Source organism: Stenotrophomonas sp. DR822, assembly GCF_019793815.1.
GTDB lineage: Bacteria > Pseudomonadota > Gammaproteobacteria > Xanthomonadales > Xanthomonadaceae > Stenotrophomonas > Stenotrophomonas indicatrix.
In genome coordinates, this window is the sequence record NZ_CP081826.1 from 4,368,472 (window position 1) to 4,388,086 (window position 19,615).

At 65.1% G+C, this 19,615-nt stretch carries 15 protein-coding genes; 8 read left to right on the plus strand and 7 right to left on the minus strand.

The genetic code is table 11. The features are described 5' to 3' along the window. Positions 1–319 precede the first annotated feature (319 nt). The 6 genes from K5K93_RS19815 to K5K93_RS19840 all read left to right on the plus strand — a co-directional run bounded on the left by K5K93_RS19815 (position 320) and on the right by K5K93_RS19840 (position 6,433). Entirely contained in the window at positions 320–907 is a 588-nt protein-coding gene (locus K5K93_RS19815; RefSeq protein WP_025876823.1) for a glutathione peroxidase, read from the plus strand. 96 nt (positions 908–1,003) lie between these two features. Further along, the gene (locus K5K93_RS19820; RefSeq protein ID WP_049464138.1) at positions 1,004–1,981 is read left to right on the plus strand and encodes an FKBP-type peptidyl-prolyl cis-trans isomerase; all 978 of its coding nucleotides are present in this window, start codon (positions 1,004–1,006) and stop codon (positions 1,979–1,981) included. A 23-nt stretch (positions 1,982–2,004) separates the two neighbouring features. Then, on the plus strand, positions 2,005–3,354 hold the full coding sequence (locus tag K5K93_RS19825) for a UDP-glucose/GDP-mannose dehydrogenase family protein (protein WP_093819050.1): 1,350 nt from the start codon (positions 2,005–2,007) through the stop codon (positions 3,352–3,354). Continuing rightward, positions 3,347–3,586 carry a SlyX family protein gene (locus K5K93_RS19830; RefSeq protein ID WP_025876828.1) on the plus strand — a complete coding sequence of 80 codons (240 nt, stop codon included), beginning with the start codon at positions 3,347–3,349 and terminating at the stop codon, positions 3,584–3,586. Before K5K93_RS19825 ends, K5K93_RS19830 begins: the two co-directional genes overlap by 8 nt. A gap of 10 nt (positions 3,587–3,596) precedes the next feature. Beyond that, positions 3,597–4,280, plus strand: coding sequence for a DUF2058 family protein (locus K5K93_RS19835; protein ID WP_093819051.1), 684 nt, complete (start codon positions 3,597–3,599; stop codon positions 4,278–4,280). 68 nt (positions 4,281–4,348) lie between these two features. Then, the gene (locus tag K5K93_RS19840; RefSeq protein ID WP_222388886.1) at positions 4,349–6,433 is read left to right on the plus strand and encodes an acyltransferase family protein; all 2,085 of its coding nucleotides are present in this window, start codon (positions 4,349–4,351) and stop codon (positions 6,431–6,433) included. Positions 6,434–6,543: 110 nt separating this feature from the next. Here the strand turns inward: K5K93_RS19840 and metH are convergent, their stop codons facing one another. Genes metH through K5K93_RS19855 form a run of 3 tightly spaced genes read right to left on the minus strand, consistent with a single transcriptional unit; the run spans position 6,544 to position 11,314 of the window. Continuing rightward, positions 6,544–9,228 carry a methionine synthase gene (metH, locus tag K5K93_RS19845; protein WP_222388887.1) on the minus strand — a complete coding sequence of 895 codons (2,685 nt, stop codon included), beginning with the start codon at positions 9,226–9,228 and terminating at the stop codon, positions 6,544–6,546. Between the two features lie 54 nt (positions 9,229–9,282). Next, positions 9,283–10,377: a homocysteine S-methyltransferase family protein gene (locus K5K93_RS19850; protein WP_222388889.1), complete on the minus strand. Its 1,095-nt coding sequence runs from the start codon at positions 10,375–10,377 to the stop codon at positions 9,283–9,285. 7 nt (positions 10,378–10,384) lie between these two features. Continuing rightward, entirely contained in the window at positions 10,385–11,314 is a 930-nt protein-coding gene (locus tag K5K93_RS19855) for a metalloregulator ArsR/SmtB family transcription factor (protein ID WP_025876836.1), read from the minus strand. 134 nt (positions 11,315–11,448) lie between these two features. Between K5K93_RS19855 and K5K93_RS19860 the strand changes: the two genes are divergently transcribed. Further along, positions 11,449–12,597, plus strand: a complete 1,149-nt coding sequence (locus K5K93_RS19860; RefSeq protein ID WP_032976311.1) for an acyl-CoA dehydrogenase family protein — start codon at positions 11,449–11,451, stop codon at positions 12,595–12,597. Between the two features lie 146 nt (positions 12,598–12,743). Then, positions 12,744–13,031: a hypothetical protein gene (locus tag K5K93_RS19865; protein WP_093819056.1), complete on the plus strand. Its 288-nt coding sequence runs from the start codon at positions 12,744–12,746 to the stop codon at positions 13,029–13,031. 99 nt (positions 13,032–13,130) lie between these two features. On the opposite strand, the gene K5K93_RS19870 is transcribed toward K5K93_RS19865, so the two are convergent. The 4 genes from K5K93_RS19870 to K5K93_RS19885 form a co-directional block, all read right to left on the minus strand. Beyond that, positions 13,131–14,015 carry a hypothetical protein gene (locus K5K93_RS19870; protein ID WP_261311879.1) on the minus strand — a complete coding sequence of 295 codons (885 nt, stop codon included), beginning with the start codon at positions 14,013–14,015 and terminating at the stop codon, positions 13,131–13,133. Between the two features lie 326 nt (positions 14,016–14,341). After that, a complete protein-coding gene (locus K5K93_RS19875; RefSeq protein WP_025876842.1) occupies positions 14,342–17,515 on the minus strand; it encodes a multidrug efflux RND transporter permease subunit in 3,174 nt (1,057 codons plus the stop codon). A 14-nt stretch (positions 17,516–17,529) separates the two neighbouring features. Then, a complete protein-coding gene (locus tag K5K93_RS19880) occupies positions 17,530–18,795 on the minus strand; it encodes an efflux RND transporter periplasmic adaptor subunit (protein ID WP_093819058.1) in 1,266 nt (421 codons plus the stop codon). Next, positions 18,795–19,451: a TetR/AcrR family transcriptional regulator gene (locus K5K93_RS19885; protein WP_093819059.1), complete on the minus strand. Its 657-nt coding sequence runs from the start codon at positions 19,449–19,451 to the stop codon at positions 18,795–18,797. The genes K5K93_RS19880 and K5K93_RS19885 overlap by 1 nt, the downstream gene beginning before the upstream one ends. Positions 19,452–19,615 lie beyond the last annotated feature (164 nt).

Below are 19,615 nucleotides of genomic sequence, written 5' to 3' on the forward strand. Positions count from 1 at the left end.
CGGCACGCCTGTGTGCAAGTCCTGCCCCCACCCAACTGATGGCAGGGGTGGTCACGGCACCGCAATATTCGTTCAACCGTTTGATATGCATCGAAAAAGAGAAACTGCGACGCGGGTTTTCAGTCGGCCTCCCATTCAGCCATGTCCATGCTATGTCATCAGCAGCGGGCTGGGACGCGCGGCAGACTGCTCCCGCCACGCCGCGCAAAGCGCGACAACGTATGCGCTCCGGAGACGTGCAGACCCCGGTGCTATAGTTCGGCCGATTCCCGGCCGGTCACGGCCGGACCCCTGGAATGGCTACCGCGGACCGTCTCCCATGCCTTTGTCGACTGCCTCCTCGCGCCGCCTTCGCGGCCTGTCCCTGTTGACCCTGCTGGCCGCAGGCCTGGCCACGTCGGCCGCCGCTTCGGCCGCCGATCTGCTGGATCTGTCGTACCGGCCGCTGGCGGGCAAGCAGCAGGTCAACCTGCAGCAGCGTTACCACGGGCAGGTGCTGCTGGTGGTCAATACGGCAAGCAAGTGCGGCTATACGCCGCAGTACGAGGGTCTGGAAGCGCTGCAGAAGCAGTACGCCGGCAAGGGGTTTGCCGTGCTCGGCTTCCCGTCCAACGATTTCAAGGGGCAGGAGCCGGGTGATGAAAAGCAGATCCAGGATTTCTGCACGCTTACCTATGGTGTGAAGTTCCCGATGTTCGAAAAGGTGCACGTGACCGGCGCACAGGCCACGCCGCTGTATCAGCGCTTGACCGCCGCCACCGGCGTGGCGCCGGCCTGGAATTTCCACAAGTATCTGGTCGGACGCGATGGCACGGTCATTGCCCAGTTCGCCAGCAAGGTCACCCCGGATGATCCGCAGCTGAAAGCGGCCATCGACAAGGCGCTGGCGGCACCGGCCGCACATTGAATGCCGGCACGGATGCCTCGACATCGACGGCATGCGTGCGACAATACGTGTTTTCGCGCCGACGTCGGCGTCCAGTCACTTCCAGGAATGCAGCGAATGAAAATGGGAATGCGCGGCGCCGCGGCGTCGGTTCTGATTCTGGCGATGGGCACCACGGGTGTCGCCCTGTCGCAACAACCGGCCGCTCCTTCGGCCGCCAAGGAGACCGCACCCTTGAATTCCCCCAAGCAGAAGCTCGGCTACGCCATTGGTCTGGACGTGGCCAAGTCGTTCGCGCCGATCGCCGATGAAATCGATGCAGCCGCGCTGCGCACTGCCGTGGAGCGTTCCTTCGAAGGCCTGCAGCCGCAGATCACCCAGGAACAGGCCAAAGCGACCGATGCCGCCCTGCGCCAGGTGGTGATGGCCCGCAGCGGCCAGCAGGTGCCGGGCGTCGCGCCGGGCTCGCAGCCGGCGAAGGTCGACCGGGTCAAGGTCGCGCAGATGATCGGCGCCTATTCGGTGGGTCCGTCGCTGGCACAGCTGAAGGACGATATCGATACCGCCTCGCTGTTTGACGCGATCAACACTGGCCTGAGCAAGGGCCAGCCGAAGATGACCGAAGCCGACGCGACCGCCACCATCCAGTCGTTCATGGGTGCCAAGCAGGCCGAGATGCAGGCCAAGGCCGCACAGGCAGCACAGACCAACCGTCAGGAAGGCAACGCGTTCCTGGCCAAGAACAAGACCCAGCCGGGCGTGGTGACCACCCCGTCGGGCCTGCAGTACCAGGTGATCCGTCCGGGCAGTGGCGAACGTCCGCTGCCGACCAGCAAGGTGCGCGTGAACTACGAGGGCAAGCTGCTCAACGGCACGGTGTTCGACAGTTCAGCAGGGCGTGGCCCGGCCGAATTCGGTCTGGACCAGGTCATCAAGGGCTGGACCGAGGGCGTGGCCCTGATGCCGGTCGGCTCGAAGTACCGCTTCTGGATCCCGGGTGAACTGGCATACGGCGAGAACGGCACCCCGGGTGGTCCGATCGGTCCGAATTCCACCCTGACCTTCGACGTCGAGCTTCTGGGCGTTCTGCCGTAAGCCAACACGGAGTCAGCACGGATATGCGCGTTGCGATTTTTGGTACCGGCTACGTAGGTCTGGTGACCGGCACCTGCCTGGCCGACGTTGGCCACCAGGTGGTCTGCGTCGATATCGACCAGGCCAAGGTGGATGGCCTCAACCAAGGCATCATCCCGATCTACGAGCCCGGCCTGGAGCCGATGGTGAAGGCCAACCACGCCGCGTCGCGGTTGGTGTTCACCACCGACGCGGCGACCGCCATCGGCCACGGCCAGGTGGTGTTCATCGCCGTGGGCACGCCGCCGGACGAGGATGGCAGCGCCGATCTGCAGTACGTGCTGGCCGTGGCCCGCACCATCGGTCGGTACATTTCGGTGCCGACCGTGGTGGTCAACAAGTCGACGGTGCCGGTAGGCACCGCCGACAAGGTGCGTGCGGCCATTGCCGGGGAGCTGGCGGCGCGTGGGGCGGATATCGCCTTCGACGTGGTGTCCAACCCCGAATTCCTGAAGGAAGGCGACGCCGTTGCCGACTGCATGCGGCCTGACCGCATCATCATCGGTGCGACCAGCGCCGAGTCGGTCGCCGTGATGCGTCGCCTGTACGCACCGTTCAATCGCAACCACGATCGCGTGGTGGAGATGGACGTGCGTTCGGCCGAGCTGACCAAGTACGCCGCCAATGCAATGCTGGCAACCAAGATTTCGTTCATGAATGAAATCGCCAACATCGCCGAGCGCGTGGGCGCCGACGTCGAGCAGGTCCGCCAGGGCATCGGTTCGGATCCGCGTATTGGCTGGCACTTCATCTATCCGGGTGCCGGTTACGGCGGTTCGTGTTTTCCCAAGGACGTGCAGGCACTGGCGCGCACCGCGCAGCAGGCCGGCCTGGAGCCGAAGCTGCTGAACGCGGTGGAGGCGGTCAATGAATCGCAGAAGGGGCACCTGTTTGCCCTGATCCAGCGCCACTACGACAAGGGCGAAGACGAAGGTGTGCGCGGCAGGACGTTCGCCGTGTGGGGCCTGGCGTTCAAGCCGAACACCGACGACATGCGCGAGGCATCCAGCCGCCGCCTGCTGGCCCAGTTGTGGGAAGGCGGTGCGACAGTGCGCGCCTACGATCCGGAGGCGATGCATGAATCGCGGCGGATCTTCGGCGAGCGCGATGATCTGGTGTTCTGTGACAGCGCCGACGATGCGCTGCAGGGCGCCGATGCACTGGTCGTGGTGACCGAGTGGAAGCAGTTCCGCAGCCCCGATTTCCAGATGCTGCGCGAGCGGCTGAAGGATGCGGTGGTGTTCGACGGCCGCAATCTGTACGAGCCGGCTGAAGTCGAGGCCGCCGGCCTCGCGTATTACGGCATTGGCCGGGGACGTTCGCTGCATGTCTGAAGTACCGACCGAACGCGAGCAGGCGCTGGAAGCGCGCCTGGTCGAGCTGGAGATGCGCGTGTCCTTCCAGGAACACGCGCTGGCCGAACTGAGCGATGCACTTGCAGACGCGCGCATGGAGGGCAGCCGCAATGCCGGCATCCTGCGCGTGCTGCTGGAAGACCTGGGCAAGGTCCGCAATGCATTGAATTCTTCTGATCCGGCGAGCGAACCGCCGCCGCCGCACTACTGATCCATATCCTATGAGCGATACCCTCCGCGACCAGCTGATGGGCCTGGGCTTCAAGCCCGCGCCCAAGCCCGAGCGCAAGAATGATGGCCCCCGCCGCGATGGCCGCCCGCAGGGCAAGGGTGGCGCTGGCAATGGAAAGCCGCAGCACGCTGGCAAGGGCGAACACAAACCCGGCGAGCGGCGGGCGCATGGCAATGGCGGGCCGGGCAAGCCTGGCCAGCAGCGTGGCCAGGGCCACGGGCAAGGGCCGCGCAAGCCGCGTACCGCCGAGGAAATGGATCTGGCCAAGGCTTACGCGATCCGTGCCCAGCGCGAAAAGGAAGAGCGCATCGAGACCGAGCGCCTGAAGCAGGAAGAAGCCCGCCAGCGCCGCGAGGCCAAGGTGAAGCTGGAAGAACTGCTGAAGGACAAGAGCCTGAATGCTGAAGCGGCCGATATCGCGCGCCACTTCCCGTACGGCGGCAAGATCAAGCGTATCTACGTCACCGCCGAGCAGCTCAAGGCACTTAATGCCGGTGAACTGGGCGTGGTCCAGCTCAACGGTCGCTACCTGCTGGTGACAGCTGAAGTCCTGGCCCAGTCTGAAGCGGTGTTCGCCGCTTCGGTGGCGTTGAAGGTCGACCCGAATGCACCGGCCGAGGAAGATCCTTACGCCGACCCGCAGTACCAGGTACCCGACGACCTGGTCTGGTAAGCCAGCGCCGCATCATGTTGAACGCATTGGGCGCCTTCGGGCGCTCGTTGCATGTCAGGAACAAGGCCATGCAGGAACGCAGTCCCGGGTATGTCCCGCATATTGATGGCCTGCGTGCGATCGCAGTGCTGGCGGTCATTCTCTATCACCTCAAGGCGAGCTGGCTGCCGGGCGGCTTTACCGGCGTGGACGTGTTCTTCGTCATCTCCGGTTTTGTGGTCAGCGCCTCGGTGGATCGCCTGCCGGCCATCGGGGGCTGGGCTGGGCTGGCGCGCTTCTATGCGCGCCGTATGCGACGCATCGCTCCGGCGCTGGTGGTATGCCTGCTGGTGACAGCGATGTTCAGCGCGTTGCTGATCCCTGAGTCCTGGCTCAGCGAGACCAGTGACAAGACGGGCCGACTGGCCTTCTTCGGGCTGAGCAACTGGGTATTGGCCAGTACCGGCAACGATTACTTCTCACCGCGCAGCGAGTTCAATCCATACACGCATACCTGGTCGCTGGGTGTCGAAGAGCAGTTCTACCTGCTGTTCCCCCTGCTGTTCCTGGCCTGGGCCAAAGGCCGGCGCGGACGCTGGCTGTCGGTGGGCCTGTTTGTCGCAGCGACAGCGGCATCGCTGGGATACGCGGTGTTCCGCGCGGGGCAGGGCGGCCATGAGGTGGATGCGTTCTACCTCACCACCACGCGGTTCTGGCAGCTTGGCGCTGGCGTGCTGCTGTTCCAGTTGTTGTCTTTGAGTGGCCGGTTCACGCCGCCAGCCGTCTCGCCGCGCGGGCTGAGCTGGCGCTCGCCTTTGTTGCTGCTGAGCGTGGGGGCGCTGGGCTACGGGTTATGGTTCGCGCGGCCGGGTCATTCGCCGTGGATCGACGGACTGTGGCCGGTGCTGGGCACGCTGGGCCTGCTGGGTCTGCTGCAGCGCTCGCCGCGGGGCTGGGTCGGGCGCGCGTTGTCGGCCACGCCGATGGTGACGGTCGGGCGCCTGTCCTATTCGCTGTACCTCTGGCACTGGCCGGTCTTCGTTCTGTTCCGCTGGACGGTAGGTCTGGAAACCATGGCTACCGGCGCTGCCGCACTGCTGTGCGTTGCGCTGCTGTCCTGGCTGTCGTGGCGCTGGGTCGAGCAACCGATGCGGCATGGTGCGCGCTGGCGAATCAGCAACGCGCGCTGGGTCGCGGCCGGGCTGGGGGGGCTGGTGCTGGGTGCAGGGTTGCAGTCGGCGCTGGTCAAGACCCAGCAGTACACCTCGCTCAGTGTGGTCAGCCGCGCACCGCTGGATTGGTATCCCTACGCAAAGGGGCTGAAGAAGGAGATGCCGGAGTGCCGCGTGCGGGTGAGCAACGTGCCGGTGCTGGGTGGGCAGGCTCGCCTCTATGAGCGTGGGGAGTGTCCCGGACGCGCCGGTTCCTCTCGTCAGCTGTTCGTTGCCGGTGACTCGCATGCGCTGGCCTACCACGAGATGCTGCAGCGTCTTGCCGTGCTCGATGGCGCGACCATTCGGCTGTACAGCAGTGGTGGCTGCGCGCTGGTCGGGCTGCGTGCCTGGCAGGGCCCCAATCCGGCCTGCCAAGCCTATGCGCGCAACGTGCTGGACGACATCCAGGCACGCGCCCGGCCGGGAGATGTGGTGCTGCTGGCAGGCCTGCGCCTGCCACGCCTGTCCGAGCAGTATGCGTTGTTCGATGTTGCGCAGGTGCGTGCCGAGCATCTGGGCGAGACGGCCAGCGCGGGCCGCAAGGCCGAGGTCGCGCACTGGATCGAGCAACTCACCCCGCTGGCCGAACGTGGCGTGCGCATTGTGCTCGAAGCGCCCAAGCCGGTGCTGGCGGCGCCACCGTACCGCTGCTCGGATGTGTTCAACCGGCACAATCCGATCTGCGCCAACGGCATGACGGTGGCGCGCAGCGAGATCGAGCAGTTGCGCGCGCCGGTAATGGCAGGCCTGCAGCAGGTGGCTGCAGGTCTGCCTGGGGCAACCATCTGGGATCCGATGCCGTTGCTGTGCCCGGGCGAGCGGTGCCTGCCGACCGACGGCGGCAAGCCCCTGTTCTTCGATGGCGACCATCTCAGCGGATACAGCAATCGCCTGCTGTTGCCTGATTTCCGGGCTCAGTTGCAGCGTCTGCAGGCGCCTGAACCGATCATCGCGCCCTGATCAAGCCTCGTGCGATCAGTTGCCGGTAGCGGGATCCGCGTTGGCGCCGGCTCCCGTGGTGCGTGTTGGTGCAGCATGGAAGTCGGTCGCTGGACCGTTGCCGCGCGGTGTCATTCCGGATCGTAATCCAGGTTGGAGGCCAGCCAGCGTTCGGCTTGGGCGCGATCGACGCCCTTGCGGCGTGCGTAGTCGGTGACCTGCTCGCGACCGAGGCGGCCGACCACGAAATACTGGCTCTGCGGGTGGCTGAAGTAGTAGCCCGATACCGCCGCGGTCGGCAGCATCGCGAAACTTTCGGTCAGCTGCATGCCGGCGTTGGTTTCAGCGCCCAGCAGGTCGAACAATCGGCGTTTTTCGCTGTGCTCGGGACAGGCAGGGTAACCGGGCGCGGGGCGGATGCCGCGGTACTTTTCGTCGATCAGCGCTTCGTTGTCGAGCGTTTCGGCGTGGTCGTAGCCCCAGAATCCGGTGCGTACGCGCTGGTGCAGGCGTTCGGCCAGGGCTTCGGCAAAGCGGTCGGCGAGGGCTTTCAGCAGGATCGCGTTGTAGTCGTCATGGTCGGCCTCGAAACGGGCCACGTGCGCGTCGATACCGATGCCTGCGGTGACTGCGAAGGCGCCGATCCAGTCCTGCTTGCAGCTGTCGGCCGGGGCGATGAAATCGGCGAGGCAGAAATCCGGGCGTTCGGCCGGCTTGTCCACCTGTTGCCGCAGGAAGTGCAGGGTGGCCTCGCCATCGGGATGCTGCACGCGTACGTCGTCGCCGATGCTGTTGGCAGGCCACAGGCCGAACACGGCCCTGGCCCGCAGCCACTTCCCGCTGACGATGCGGTCCAGCATCGCGCGCGCGTCCCGGTACAGCTCGCTGGCCTGGGTACCGACGATTTCATCGGTGAGGATGGCCGGATACTTGCCGGCCAGCTCCCAGGCCTGGAAGAAGGGTGTCCAGTCGATGTAGGGCACCAGTTCGGCCAGCGGGTAATCATCGAATACATGCAGGCCCGGCTGCTTCGGTGCCGGTGGTGTGTACGCCTGCCAGTCGCACTGGAACTTCTGGCCGCGTGCATGCTCCAGCGATACCAGGCGCTTGGCGTCACCGCGGTTGCGGTGGCGGGTGCGGATCTCGGCGTAGTCCGCCTCGTTGGCGGCGACGAACGCATCGCGCAGCTCGCGCGAGATCAGCGACTGCGCCACGCCCACGGCGCGCGAGGCGTCCTTCACCCAGACCGTCGGCGCTTTGTAGTGCGGGTCGATCTTCAACGCGGTGTGCGCACGCGAGGTGGTCGCGCCGCCGATCATCAGTGGCAGATCGAAGCCCTGCCGCTGCATTTCACGGGCGACATGGCTCATTTCTTCCAGCGACGGCGTGATCAGGCCGGACAGGCCGATGATGTCGGCCTGGTGCTCGCGGGCGGCATCGAGGATCTTCTGCGCCGGCACCATCACGCCCAGATCGATCACCTCGAAGTTGTTGCAGGCCAGCACCACGCCGACGATGTTCTTGCCGATGTCGTGCACATCGCCTTTCACCGTAGCCATGATGATCTTGCCGTTGCTCTTGGCGGTGTCGCCGCTGCGGGCCTTTTCGGCTTCGATGTAGGGCAGCAGGTAGGCCACCGCCTTCTTCATCACACGTGCCGATTTCACCACCTGCGGCAGGAACATCTTGCCGGCACCGAACAGGTCGCCGACCACGTTCATGCCGGCCATCAGCGGGCCTTCAATGACGTCCAGCGGGCGGCTGGAACGTTGCCGGGCTTCTTCGGTATCGGCGTCGACCCAGGCATCCAGACCATGCACCAGCGCATGCGCCAACCGTGCGTCCACCGGCTTCTCGCGCCAGGCCAGGTCTTCGGTCTTCGCCGCGCCCTTGCTGCCCTTGTAGCGCTCGGCGATTTCAAGCAGGCGCTCGGTGGCATCACGGCGGCGGTTGAGGATCACGTCCTCCACGCGCTCGCGCAGTTCCGGCTCCAGCTCGTCGTAGATCGGCATGGCGCCGGCGTTGACGATGCCCATGTCCATGCCGGCGGCGATCGCGTGGTACAGGAACACCGAGTGGATCGCCTGGCGCACGGTTTCGTTGCCGCGGAACGAGAACGAAACGTTGGACACGCCGCCGGACACATGGCAGTGCGGCAGCGTCTGCTTGATGATGCGGGTGGCTTCGATGAAGTCGACCGCGTAGTTGTCATGCTCTTCAATGCCGGTGGCGACGGCGAAGATGTTCGGGTCGAAGATGATGTCCTGTGGCGGGAAGCCGATTTCATCGACCAGCAGGCGATAGGCGCGGGTGCAGATTTCAACCTTGCGCGCGCAGGTGTCGGCCTGCCCGCTCTCATCGAAGGCCATCACCACTGCGGCCGCACCGTAGCGCAGCACTTTGCGCGCGTGCTCGCGGAACAGCTCCTCGCCTTCCTTCAGCGAGATCGAATTGACCACGCTCTTGCCCTGCAGGCACTTCAGGCCGGCTTCGATCACGCTCCACTTGGAGGAATCGACCATTACCGGGATGCGGGCGATGTCCGGCTCGGACATGATCAGGTTGAGGTAGCGGGTCATCGCCGCTTCCGAATCAATCAGGCCCTCGTCCATGTTGACGTCCAGGATCTGTGCGCCGCTGGCCACCTGCTGCCGGGCCACGTCCACCGCTTCTTCGTAACGACCTTCCTTGATCAGCTTGCGGAACTGCGCGCTGCCGGTGACGTTGGTGCGTTCGCCGACATTGACGAACAGCAGATCCGGGGTGATGACCAGTGGTTCCAGGCCGGACAGGCGGGTAGGGCGGACAGGCGTCATGATCGGCGGCAACTCAGCGGCAACAGGGGGACGTGCGGGAGGGGGCGGAGGTGTTCATGCCGCCCGCACCTGGGCGGCAGGCAGGGCGCGCGGCGGCAGCCCGGCCACCGCCAGTGCGATCGCGCGGATGTGGTCCGGGGTGGAGCCACAGCAGCCGCCGACCAGGTTGAGCAGGCCATCTTCGGCAAAGCCACGCAGGGTGGCGGCCATTTCCTCGGGTGTTTCGTCGTACTCGCCGAAGGCATTGGGCAGGCCGGCGTTGGGGTGGGCACTGACGTAGCAGTCCGACACCTGCGACAGGGTTTCCACGTGCGGACGCATGGCATCGGCGCCGAGTGCGCAGTTCAGGCCGATCGATAACGGTCGTGCATGCGCGAGTGACGCCTGGAACGCCTCGGCGGTCTGTCCGGACAGGGTGCGCCCGGAAGCATCGGTGATGGTGCCGGAAATCATGATCGGCAGCCGCGCGCCACGTGCATCGAAAGCCTCCTCGATGGCGTACAGCGCAGCCTTGGCGTTGAGCGTATCGAAGATGGTCTCGACCATGATCGTGTCGGCGCCACCATCGATCAGGCCATCGATGGCTTCGCGGTAGGTGCCGCGCAGCTCATCGAAACTGGTGTTGCGGAAGCCGGGATCGTTGACGTCCGGGCTGATCGAGGCGGTGCGGCTGGTCGGGCCGAGCACGCCGATGACGAAGCGCGGCTTGTCCGGTGTGGTGGCCGCCACCGCATCACAGCAGGCACGGGCGACGGCGGCCCCGGCCTTGTTCAGCTCGTACACCAGGTGTTCGAGGTGGTAGTCGGCCTGGCTGACCGAGGTGGCGTTGAAGGTGTTGGTTTCCACCAGGTCCGCGCCCGCTTCCAGGTAGGCGGTATGGATGCCGGCGATGACCTCCGGCCGGGTCAGCAGCAACAGGTCGTTGTTGCCTTTCAGGTCGTGGCCTTCCGGGGGGCCGCCGTGGTCGCAGCCGGGGCCATGGGCGTGGTCGTAACCGCCGGCGAAGCGCTCGCCCCGGTAGTCCTCTTCCTGCAGGCCGTGGCGCTGGATCATCGTGCCCATCGCGCCGTCGATGATCAGGATCCGATCACGCAGGGCAGCGAGCAGTGATTCCACGCGTTGCGGGTGCAACCAGGGCAAGGCGGGCATGTCGACCTCAGGGTTTGTTGGCGATCAGCGAGATCACTTCGAAATGCGGCGGGCGCTTTTCGCGGGTGACCGTTTCCAGGTTGGAGACCTGCAGGCCGGCCTTGTCGACGAACTTCTTCAGCTCCTTGTCGCTGAAGCCGAGATTGACGTGGCCATAGGCATCGACCGCGGCCTTGTGCTCGTGGCGGGCCAGGCTGCACAGCAGCAGGCGACCGCCCGGGCGCAACACGCGCGCGGCTTCGGTGACCGCCTGCGCCGGCTTGCTGGCGTAGGTCAGGGCGTGCATCAGCACCACAAGGTCGAAGCTGCGGTCCTTGAAAGGCAGGGCATGCATGTCGCCCTCGCGGACTTCCACGTTCGGCAGGCGGCGCAGGCGTTCGCTGGCGGCGGCCACCACGCGCGCGCTGGTGTCGATGCAGACATAACGCCGGGCGTGCGGGGCGACCAGTTCGGCCAGCACACCGTCGCCGGAGGCGATATCCAGCACGTCGCCGGTTTCCAGCAATGGCAGCGCGGTGCGCGCCAGCGCTTCCCAGGTGCGGCCCGGGGAGTAGTGGCGCTCCATGTCGCCGGCCACGCTGTCGGCCCAGTTCTGGTCGGCAGCGCGGTGGGCGAGCACCGCCGCTACGCGTTCAGCATCCTGGCGCAGCAACGGGTCGTCGCTTCCGTTGCTCAGGGCATGCCACAATGCACGCTGCGCCGGGTCCAGCTGGGCTTCGTCGAAGCGGTAGTAGGCCGACACGCCCGCACGGCGGTCGCGCACAAGGCCGGCTTCCTTCAGGCGCGCCAGATGAGTCGATACCCGCGGCTGCGCCAACCGGGTGATGGCCGAAAGCTCGGCCACGGTCAGCTCTTCCTGCTCCAGCAGCGCCAGCAGGCGCACACGGGTAGCATCGGCGAACACCTTCAGGCGGGTCGACCAGTCTTCCAGATCCATAAACATCTACCTATCGCGATATAGAGATATATTCGCTGACGGGGGCTGCCCGGTCAAGCCGCCGCCAGGGCCGAGTCAGCCGCCAATGCCCCGCCCCCGGTACAATCGGCGAACCATTTTCCCGGGAGGGTGTTGTGGATTTCAGCTTTACCGAAGAGCAGTTGATGCTGCAGGACGTTGCGCGCCGGATCGCGCAGGAAAAGATCGCCCCGAGTGCGGAGCACCATGACCGTACCGGCGAGTTCCCGCTGGACAACATCCGCCTGCTGGGCGAGAACGGCCTGATGGGCATCGAAGTGCCGACCGAATACGGTGGCGCGGGCATGGACCCGATCGCGTACGTGCTGGCGATGGTGGAGGTCGCCGCCGGTGATGCTGCGCATTCGACCATCATGTCGGTCAACAATTCGCTGTTCTGCAACGGCATCCTGACCCATGGCAGCGAAGCGCAGAAGCAGAAGTACGTGCGCGCCATCGCCGAAGGCGAGGCCATCGGTGCATTCGCGCTGACCGAGCCGCAGTCGGGCTCGGACGCCACAGCCATGCGTTGCCGCGCGGTCAAGCAGGCCGACGGCAGCTATGTCATCAATGGCAAGAAGAGCTGGATCACTTCCGGCCCGGTGGCCAAGTACATCGTGCTGTTCGCGATGAGCGAGCCGGACAAGGGCGCGCGTGGCATCACCGCGTTCATGATCGACACCGACAAGGCCGGTTTCGGCCGCGGCAAGACCGAACCGAAGCTGGGCATCCGTGCCTCGGCCACCTGCGAGATCGAGTTCAACGATTACGTGGCGCAGCCCGAAGACGTGCTGGGTCAGGAAGGCGAGGGCTTCAAGATCGCCATGGGCGTACTCGACGCCGGCCGCATCGGCATTGCCTCGCAGGCGATCGGCATCGCCCGTGCCGCCTATGAGGCGACCCTGGAGTACGTGAAGGACCGCAAGGCCTTCGGTGCGGCCATCGGTACCTTCCAGATGACCCAGGCGAAGATTGCCGACATGAAGTGCAAGCTGGATGCGGCGCTGCTGCTGACCCTGCGTGCAGCATGGGTGAAGGGCGAGGGCAAGCGCTTCAGCAACGAGGCGGCCATCGCCAAGCTGACCGCTTCGGAAGCGGCAATGTGGATCACCCACCAGGCCGTACAGATCCATGGCGGCATGGGCTACTCCAAGGAGATGCCGCTGGAGCGCTACTTCCGTGATGCCAAGATCACCGAGATCTACGAAGGCACCTCTGAAATCCAGCGCCTGGTGATTGCCCGCAACGAAACCGGACTGCGTTGATTGTCCCGTGCCGCGCCGCTGCAATGGCGGCGCGGCCAGTAGGTCCACGCCATGCGTGGATGGCGTTGTGTCCAGATGGCGTGCCCGCCTCTTGCCTGCCAGGATGCATGCTGCTCCAATGCGGATCGTTTTTCTGGAGATACCGCATGATCTACCGCGGCTGGGGCTTCATGACGCTGGTCACGCCGATCGCAGGCATCCTCTTGCTGGCGTACTTCTTCCCGCACGACGGCGCCAAGGGCAACATCCCGCTGCAGCAGGTGCTGCTGGGTGGTGGCATCGGTGCGGCAGTGAACGTGCTGCTGGGCCTGTGGCTCAACCGTGCGCCGCGGCTGAAGGGGGAGGCCGCACCCCATCACTTCTTCTTCGTGCCCATGCAATGGGTTGCATTGGTGATCGTTGCTGCCTGCTCCATGATCGCGCTGCTGCGCTGAGGCTCGGCAGATGCAAACCTTGGTTGGCACCAATCGGAGAGTGCCAACGAAGGTTGGCAGCGACCAGGCAGCAAAGAAAAAGGCCCCGGATCGACCCGATCACCTGCCTGCGCAGGTCAATGTCCGCCCGTCCCAGCGACAATCCAGTTGGCCTGCAATGCCGCTGCCTTCGATGACCGTCACACCGTAAAGGCGTGCGGTATCGATCCAGCGTTGCATCGCCTCCTTGTCGTTGAACTGATAGACACCAGCAAAGCCCTGTGCAGTATCCGGATTGCTGGCGGCGCCGTCGGGGATGCGGTTGCCCTGTGCATCCTTGCTTCCGCCTTGCACATATCTGGCTTCGTTAACGGAGTCGGCGCGGACGAGGAGAGTTGTCTTGGAACCGTCCCGCCACGTGATGACGTATATCGCTCCGTCGATGCCAAGCGCCTTACTGACGAAGCTCAGGCCAATGGAAGAGAGAAACGTCGCCATGCTGTTCCAGATGGTGGAGTTGGTGGTAGCACCGGTGAACGCTTCACCGATCTGTGATTCAAGTCGGAACCGAGCGGTCGCCATCTGGGCGATATCGTGTGCGTTATGGCCCTTGAATTCATCGGGAAAGACGATGCCATTGGCCGCGCCTGGGTCGTCAGGGTGGATTTCGAACTGCACTCCCCTCTGACCGGTGCGGATGCCACGCCGGTCAAGCATCCCCATGATGCGGTTGAACGACGCGACAATCGGATCCGGCACGGGTATCCGGACCGCCCGGTACCTGCGCAGCTCTCGGTCGTACTCAACCTCGTAGCCATGAAGCCTGCGCTGGCTGAAATCTGCGACGATGGTGGGACCGGTGCCGGATGTGAGCGCGAGCGCACGGGGATCCGTGCAGTTGTCACAGACCAGCACGCCTGCGGCATGTGCCAACGGTGAGAGAAACGCGCTCAGCCCCAGCAGCGCAAGGAGTTGTACAGCTCGTGGGACAAGCGAATTACGCATGGGAACCTCCCCTGATGTTCCTGTGGTAGAGACCTTTGGTTAAAGCGCTGTTCCGGTGGAGGTTGTGACGGATTGCGCGATATGGGAATTGCTGATTGATGGCGCCAGATGATGACGCGTATGGCCCAGAAGCCGAGGGCGATCACGATATCCATCGCCCAATCTGGAGATCCATCGGCACACATGGCTGTCAGAGGCGACACTCGCAGTTGACGAATCCCGCTCCGCCATGAACGGCCGGGCATGGGCTCGGCTCTACAGAAGAGCAGCAAAGAAAAAGGCCCCGGATCGCTCCGGGGCCTTTTGCGTTTCACCTCACCGTCGGATCAACGATCCGGGCGGTGGGCGCTTTCCGCATCACGCTGGCGGCCGAGGAATTCCTTGGACGGTTCATCCAGCTTGTCGCCGAGCATGCGGCGCACGACCACGAAGAACACCGGGATCATCAGCAGGCCGAGCAGGGTGGCGAACAGCATGCCGCCGATCACGCCGGTACCGATGGCGTGACGCGAGTTGGCGCCAGCACCGGTGGAGATCGCCATCGGGATGACGCCCATGATGAACGCGAAGGACGTCATCAGGATCGGGCGGAATCGCAGGCGCGCCGCTTCGATGGTGGCATCGCGCAGGGTCTTGCCCGCCGCACGCTGCTCCACCGCGAACTCCACGATCAGGATCGCGTTCTTCGCGGCCAGGCCGATCACCGTGATCAGGCCGATCTTGAAGAACAGATCGTTCGGCAGGCCACGCATCATCGACAGGGCGAGTGCGCCCAGCACGCCAAGTGGTACCACCAGCAGCACCGCCACCGGGATAGACCAGCTTTCATACAGCGCGGCCAGGCACAGGAACACCACCACGATGGACAGCACCAGCAGCAGCGTCGCGGCGTTGCCTGCCAGGATTTCCTGGTAGGACAGGCCGGACCAGTCGTAGCCGAAGCCGGCCGGCAGGTCGTCGTTGACGATGCCTTCCATGGTCTGCATCGCTTCACCCGAGCTGGTGCCTGGTGCCTGCGAGCCGACGATGTTGATCGCCGAGTAGCCGTTGTAGCGGCTCAGCGACGGCGGTGCCGAGACCCATTCGGACTTGACCACCGTGCTCAACGGAATCATCGCGTTGGTGCCATCGGCATTGGTGGTCAGGCTGGACGGGCTGTAGAAGCTCTTCAGCGATTCCTGGCCAGTGCGGTACGGACCATCAGCCTGCATGGTCACGCGCTTGATGCGGCCTTCGTAGAAGAAGTCGTTGACGTACACCGGGGCCAGCATCAGCTGGATGGTGCTGTACACGTCCGACACCGACATGCCCATCGACTGCGCCTGCACGCGGTCCACGTGCAGCTGCAGCTGTGGGGCGTTTTCCAGGCCGTTCGGGCGCACGCCCACCAAGTGGTCCGGCTTCTGCGCGGCCTGGCCGAGCAGGATGTTGCGGGCCTGGGTCAGCTGCTCGTAACCGGCACCGCTGCGGTCCTGCAGCCACATGTCGAAGCCACCGAACTGGCCAAGGCCCTGCACGGTCGGCAGGTTGACCACGAAGATCTGCGCTTCCTTGATGCCGTAGAACGCGCCGTTCATGTTCTGGATGAATTCCGGAGCAGTGAACTTGCGCTCTTCCCACGGCTTCAGGCGGATGAAGCCCATGCCCACGTTCTCGCCGGAGCCGACGAAGCTGAAGCCGGCCACCTGCAGCATGCCTTCGTAGCCATCCTGCTTTTCCAGGATGCCGCGCATCTGCGCGAACGCTTCGTTGGTCTGGCTCTTGGTCGAGCCCGGCGGCAACTGCACGATCGCCAGTGCATAGCCCTGGTCTTCCTCAGGCAGGAAGCTGCCCGGCATGCGGGTGAACAGGAAACCGCACAGCGCGGTCAGCACCACGAACAGGATCATCCAGCGTGGTGCATGGCGCACCGCCGAGGTGATGTGGCCCACGTAGGTGTGGCTGATCTTGTCGTAGTACTTGTTGAAGGTGCGGTAGACGATGTTCGGGTTGTCGTTGTGCGTCGGCTTGAGGAATGTGGCGCACAGCGCCGGGGTGAAGCCCAGCGCCAGGAACGCCGAGAACGCCATCGAGATGGCGATGGTCAGGGCGAACTGCTTGTAGATCTCACCGGCCGCACCGCCCTGCAGGGCCGAGGGGATGAACACCGCCGCCAGCACGACGGTGATGGCCACCACCGCGCCGGTGATCTGGGTCATCGCCTTCTGCGTGGCCGGCTTCGGCGCCAGGCCTTCCTCGGTCATGATGCGTTCGACGTTCTCGATCACCACGATCGCGTCATCGACCACGATGCCGATCGCCAGCACCATCGCAAACAGGGTCAGCTGGTTGATCGTGAAGCCGATCATCCACATGCCCAGGAACGTACCCAGCAGGGCCACCGGGATGACCAGGGTCGGGATCAGGGTGGCGCGGAAGTTCTGCAGGAAGATCAGCATCACCAGGAACACCAGCAACACCGCTTCGAACAGGGTCTTGACCACTTCCTGGATCGAGATCTTGACGAAGGTGGTGCTGTCGTACGGCGAGAACCAGGTGACGCCGGCGGGGAAGCTGGGCTGCAGCTCGTCCATCTTGCCGCGCACTGCCTCGGCCACGTTCAGGGCGTTGGCGCCCGGCAGCAGCTGGATGGCGAAGGCACCGGTGGGCTTGCCGTTGTACTGGGTATCAAAGCCGTAGTTGTTGGCACCGAAGGCGACGCGGGCGATGTCCTTCAACAGCACGCGCGAGCCATCGGCATTGGCGCGCAGGATGATGTTCTCGAACTCCTGCGGCGAGCTGAAGCGGCCTTCGGCCGACACCGTGGCGGTGAAGTGCTGGCCTTCCGGCGACGGGTCGGAGCCCAGTGCGCCGGCGGCGAACTGCACGTTCTGCGCGCGTACCGCCGCCAGCACCTGGCTGGCCGACAGGCCATAGCCCTGCATCTTTTCCGGGTTGAGCCAGATGTTCATGGCGTACTCGGAACCGAACTGCTGGGTGCTGCCGACGCCGGGGATGCGCGAGACCTGGTCGAGCACGCGCGAACCGACGATGTCGTTCAGTGCGTCACGGTTGATCGTCGGCGTATCGGACTGCAGCGCCACCACCATCAGGAAGCCGGCGTTGGCCTTGGCCACCACCACACCCTGCTGGGTGACTTCCGAAGGCAGTCGCGGCGTGGCCAGCGAGACCTTGTTCTGCACCTGCACCTGGGCGATGTCCGGATCGGTACCGGTCTCGAAGGTCAGGGTGATCGAGGCGCGGCCGTTGGAGGCCGATGAGGAGCTGAAGTAGAGCAGGTGATCGATGCCGGTCAGCTGCTGCTCGATCACCTGGGTGACCGATTTCTCGGTGGTATCCGCACTTGCACCCGGGTAGGTGGCCGAGACGGTCACCTGCGGCGGGGCGATGTTGGGGTAGGACTCCACGCCGAGGTTGAGGATCGCGATCACGCCGCTGAGCGAGATCAGGATCGCCACCACCCAGGCGAAGACTGGATGTTCGATGAAAAATTTAGGCATGACGGAAGGTCCCGTTACTGCTTGTTCGATTCGGTGGCGGCCGGCTCGGCCTTGTCGGCCTGGTCAGCCTTGGCCGGTGCCTTGGCGTCGGTCGGGGCTGCGGCCGGCGCGCCCGCAGCAGCACCGCCGGCGGCAGGCTTGCCGTTGGCGTCCTGGCCCGGGGTCCACGGCTTGGCCGTGGCCGGCGCGCCTTCCTTGACCTTCTGCACGCCGGCGACGACTACCTTGTCACCCGCGGCCAGGCCCTCGCTGACCAGCCAGTTGCCGTTCTGCGCGCCGTCGGTCTTTACGTTCTTGCGGACGACCTTGCCGTCGGCACCCACCACCATCACATAGCCGCCGTTGGTGTCACGCAGCAGGGCCTGCTGCGGCACCAGGTAGGCGTTGTTGCGCTCGCCCAGGTTGGCCTGGAAGCTGACGAAGGCGCCCGGCAGCAGGATCTTCTGCGGGTTCGGCAGCACCGCGCGCAGCGACACCGCGCCGGTGGCCGGGTCGACCGTGGTCGAGGAGAAGTCCAGCGTGCCCGGCTCGCTGTAGGTGCTGCCGTCGGCCAGTTTGACGTTGACCGTGGCCTTGCCGTCGCCGGACAGGGCCAGGTTGCCCTTGGCCTGCTGCGCACGCAGCTGGGTCAGTTCATCCACGCTCAGCGAGAAGTTCACGTACAGCGGGTCGAGCTGGTCCACGGTGGTCAGCAGGGTCACATCGCCCTGGCCCACCAGTGCGCCTTCGGTGACCTGCTGCTTGTTGGCCACGCCACTGATCGGCGCGGTGACTTCGGTGTAGCCCAGGCTGATGCGCGAGGACGTCACCGCAGCTTCGGCCTGCTTGACCGCGGCCAGCGCGGTGCGCTCGGCCGACTCGGCATTGTCCAGGTCTGCCTTGGACACGAACTTCTGCGGCGCCAGCGAACGGGCGCGGTCAGCGGCGACCTTGGCGTTGGCGTAGGTCGCGCGTGCCGAAGCCAGCTGGGCCTCGGAGGCGTTGAGCGAGGCGCGCAGGGGCGCCGGGTCGATCAGGAACAGGGTCTGGCCCTGCTTGACCTCGCTGCCTTCCTGATAGACGCGCTTGAGCAGCACGCCGGGCACGCGGGCGCGCACATCGGCGCTGCGGAACGGCGACAGGCGACCGACCAGCTCGCGCTGCAGCGGCAGGGTCTGCGGCTTGGCGTCGATCACGCCCACCTCCGGCGGTGGGGGCGTCGGCTGTTCCGGCTTCTTGCAGGCAGCTACGGCGACAGCGACGGCGCACGTCAAGGCAAGGGTGCGGAGTGGGGCGGTCATCAGGAGGAACTCCGGGGTTGGTTTGAAGACGGGGCCGGCGAGGGCTGCGGCGCGAATGCGCGCAGGAAGCCATCGACGGAGAACTCTGCCCAGCGCCGACGCAATGCAGCGTCATCACGATGGGGGGTATGGAAGCGCTGTTTGTCGAAATCCTGACCGGCAATCATGCTCAGCAGCAGTTCGGCCATGAAGTGCGGGTCGTCATGCCGCAGCAGCCCGCGACTGCAAACGGTTTCAATCCATTCAGCAAGATGAAGCGTCAACGCGCCGGCGCCATGCCGGTACAGCGTACGCGCCTCTTCGGGAAACTGTGCTGCATCGGCGGCGATCAGGCGGCAGGCCTGGCCGACATGGGGCTGGTTGAAGTGCTCCAGGAAGTCGGTGGCGAACTGCAGCAGGCTGCCACGCAGGTCGTCACCGCGGAGTGCACGCAGCATGGCCCCGGTGGCGTGGCCCACATGGCGCTGCATCACCCGCCGCAGCAGGGCCTGCTTGTTGCCGTAGCGCGAGTACAGGGTCTGTTTCGAGCAGCCTGCCTGCTGGGCGACCGCGTCCATGCTCATCTGCATGCCCTGTTGGGCAAGCAGTTCGCGCACGGCGTCGAACACGCGCTCATCACGCGCGTCGAGGGCGACAGGAAGGTAGGCCGGATTCACGCGGTGGACTATACCGTCCAGTTCAGGATTGTGGAATCGCGCCGATGTTGCCGCATGTGTCTTCCGGTAACACGTTTTGCCGATCCTGTCGGCAACGCTGTGCGACTGCGATGCCCATACCGGTGCGAACTGAATAGGGCGTCTAAACCGCAGCAAACCCGAAT

What these genes read in the sequence shown, in the direction of transcription:
- K5K93_RS19870 (WP_261311879.1), bottom strand. Translation starts at nt 14,015, where the DNA reads ATGCGTAATTCGCTTGTCCCACGAGCTGTACAACTCCTTGCGCTGCTG.
- K5K93_RS19835 (WP_093819051.1), top strand. Translation starts at nt 3,597, where the DNA reads ATGAGCGATACCCTCCGCGACCAGCTGATGGGCCTGGGCTTCAAGCCC.
- metH (WP_222388887.1), bottom strand. Translation starts at nt 9,228, where the DNA reads ATGACGCCTGTCCGCCCTACCCGCCTGTCCGGCCTGGAACCACTGGTC.
- K5K93_RS19875 (WP_025876842.1), bottom strand. Translation starts at nt 17,515, where the DNA reads ATGCCTAAATTTTTCATCGAACATCCAGTCTTCGCCTGGGTGGTGGCG.
- K5K93_RS19850 (WP_222388889.1), bottom strand. Translation starts at nt 10,377, where the DNA reads ATGCCCGCCTTGCCCTGGTTGCACCCGCAACGCGTGGAATCACTGCTC.
- K5K93_RS19820 (WP_049464138.1), top strand. Translation starts at nt 1,004, where the DNA reads ATGAAAATGGGAATGCGCGGCGCCGCGGCGTCGGTTCTGATTCTGGCG.
- K5K93_RS19830 (WP_025876828.1), top strand. Translation starts at nt 3,347, where the DNA reads ATGTCTGAAGTACCGACCGAACGCGAGCAGGCGCTGGAAGCGCGCCTG.
- K5K93_RS19815 (WP_025876823.1), top strand. Translation starts at nt 320, where the DNA reads ATGCCTTTGTCGACTGCCTCCTCGCGCCGCCTTCGCGGCCTGTCCCTG.
- K5K93_RS19865 (WP_093819056.1), top strand. Translation starts at nt 12,744, where the DNA reads ATGATCTACCGCGGCTGGGGCTTCATGACGCTGGTCACGCCGATCGCA.
- K5K93_RS19855 (WP_025876836.1), bottom strand. Translation starts at nt 11,314, where the DNA reads ATGGATCTGGAAGACTGGTCGACCCGCCTGAAGGTGTTCGCCGATGCT.
- K5K93_RS19825 (WP_093819050.1), top strand. Translation starts at nt 2,005, where the DNA reads ATGCGCGTTGCGATTTTTGGTACCGGCTACGTAGGTCTGGTGACCGGC.
- K5K93_RS19840 (WP_222388886.1), top strand. Translation starts at nt 4,349, where the DNA reads ATGCAGGAACGCAGTCCCGGGTATGTCCCGCATATTGATGGCCTGCGT.
- K5K93_RS19880 (WP_093819058.1), bottom strand. Translation starts at nt 18,795, where the DNA reads ATGACCGCCCCACTCCGCACCCTTGCCTTGACGTGCGCCGTCGCTGTC.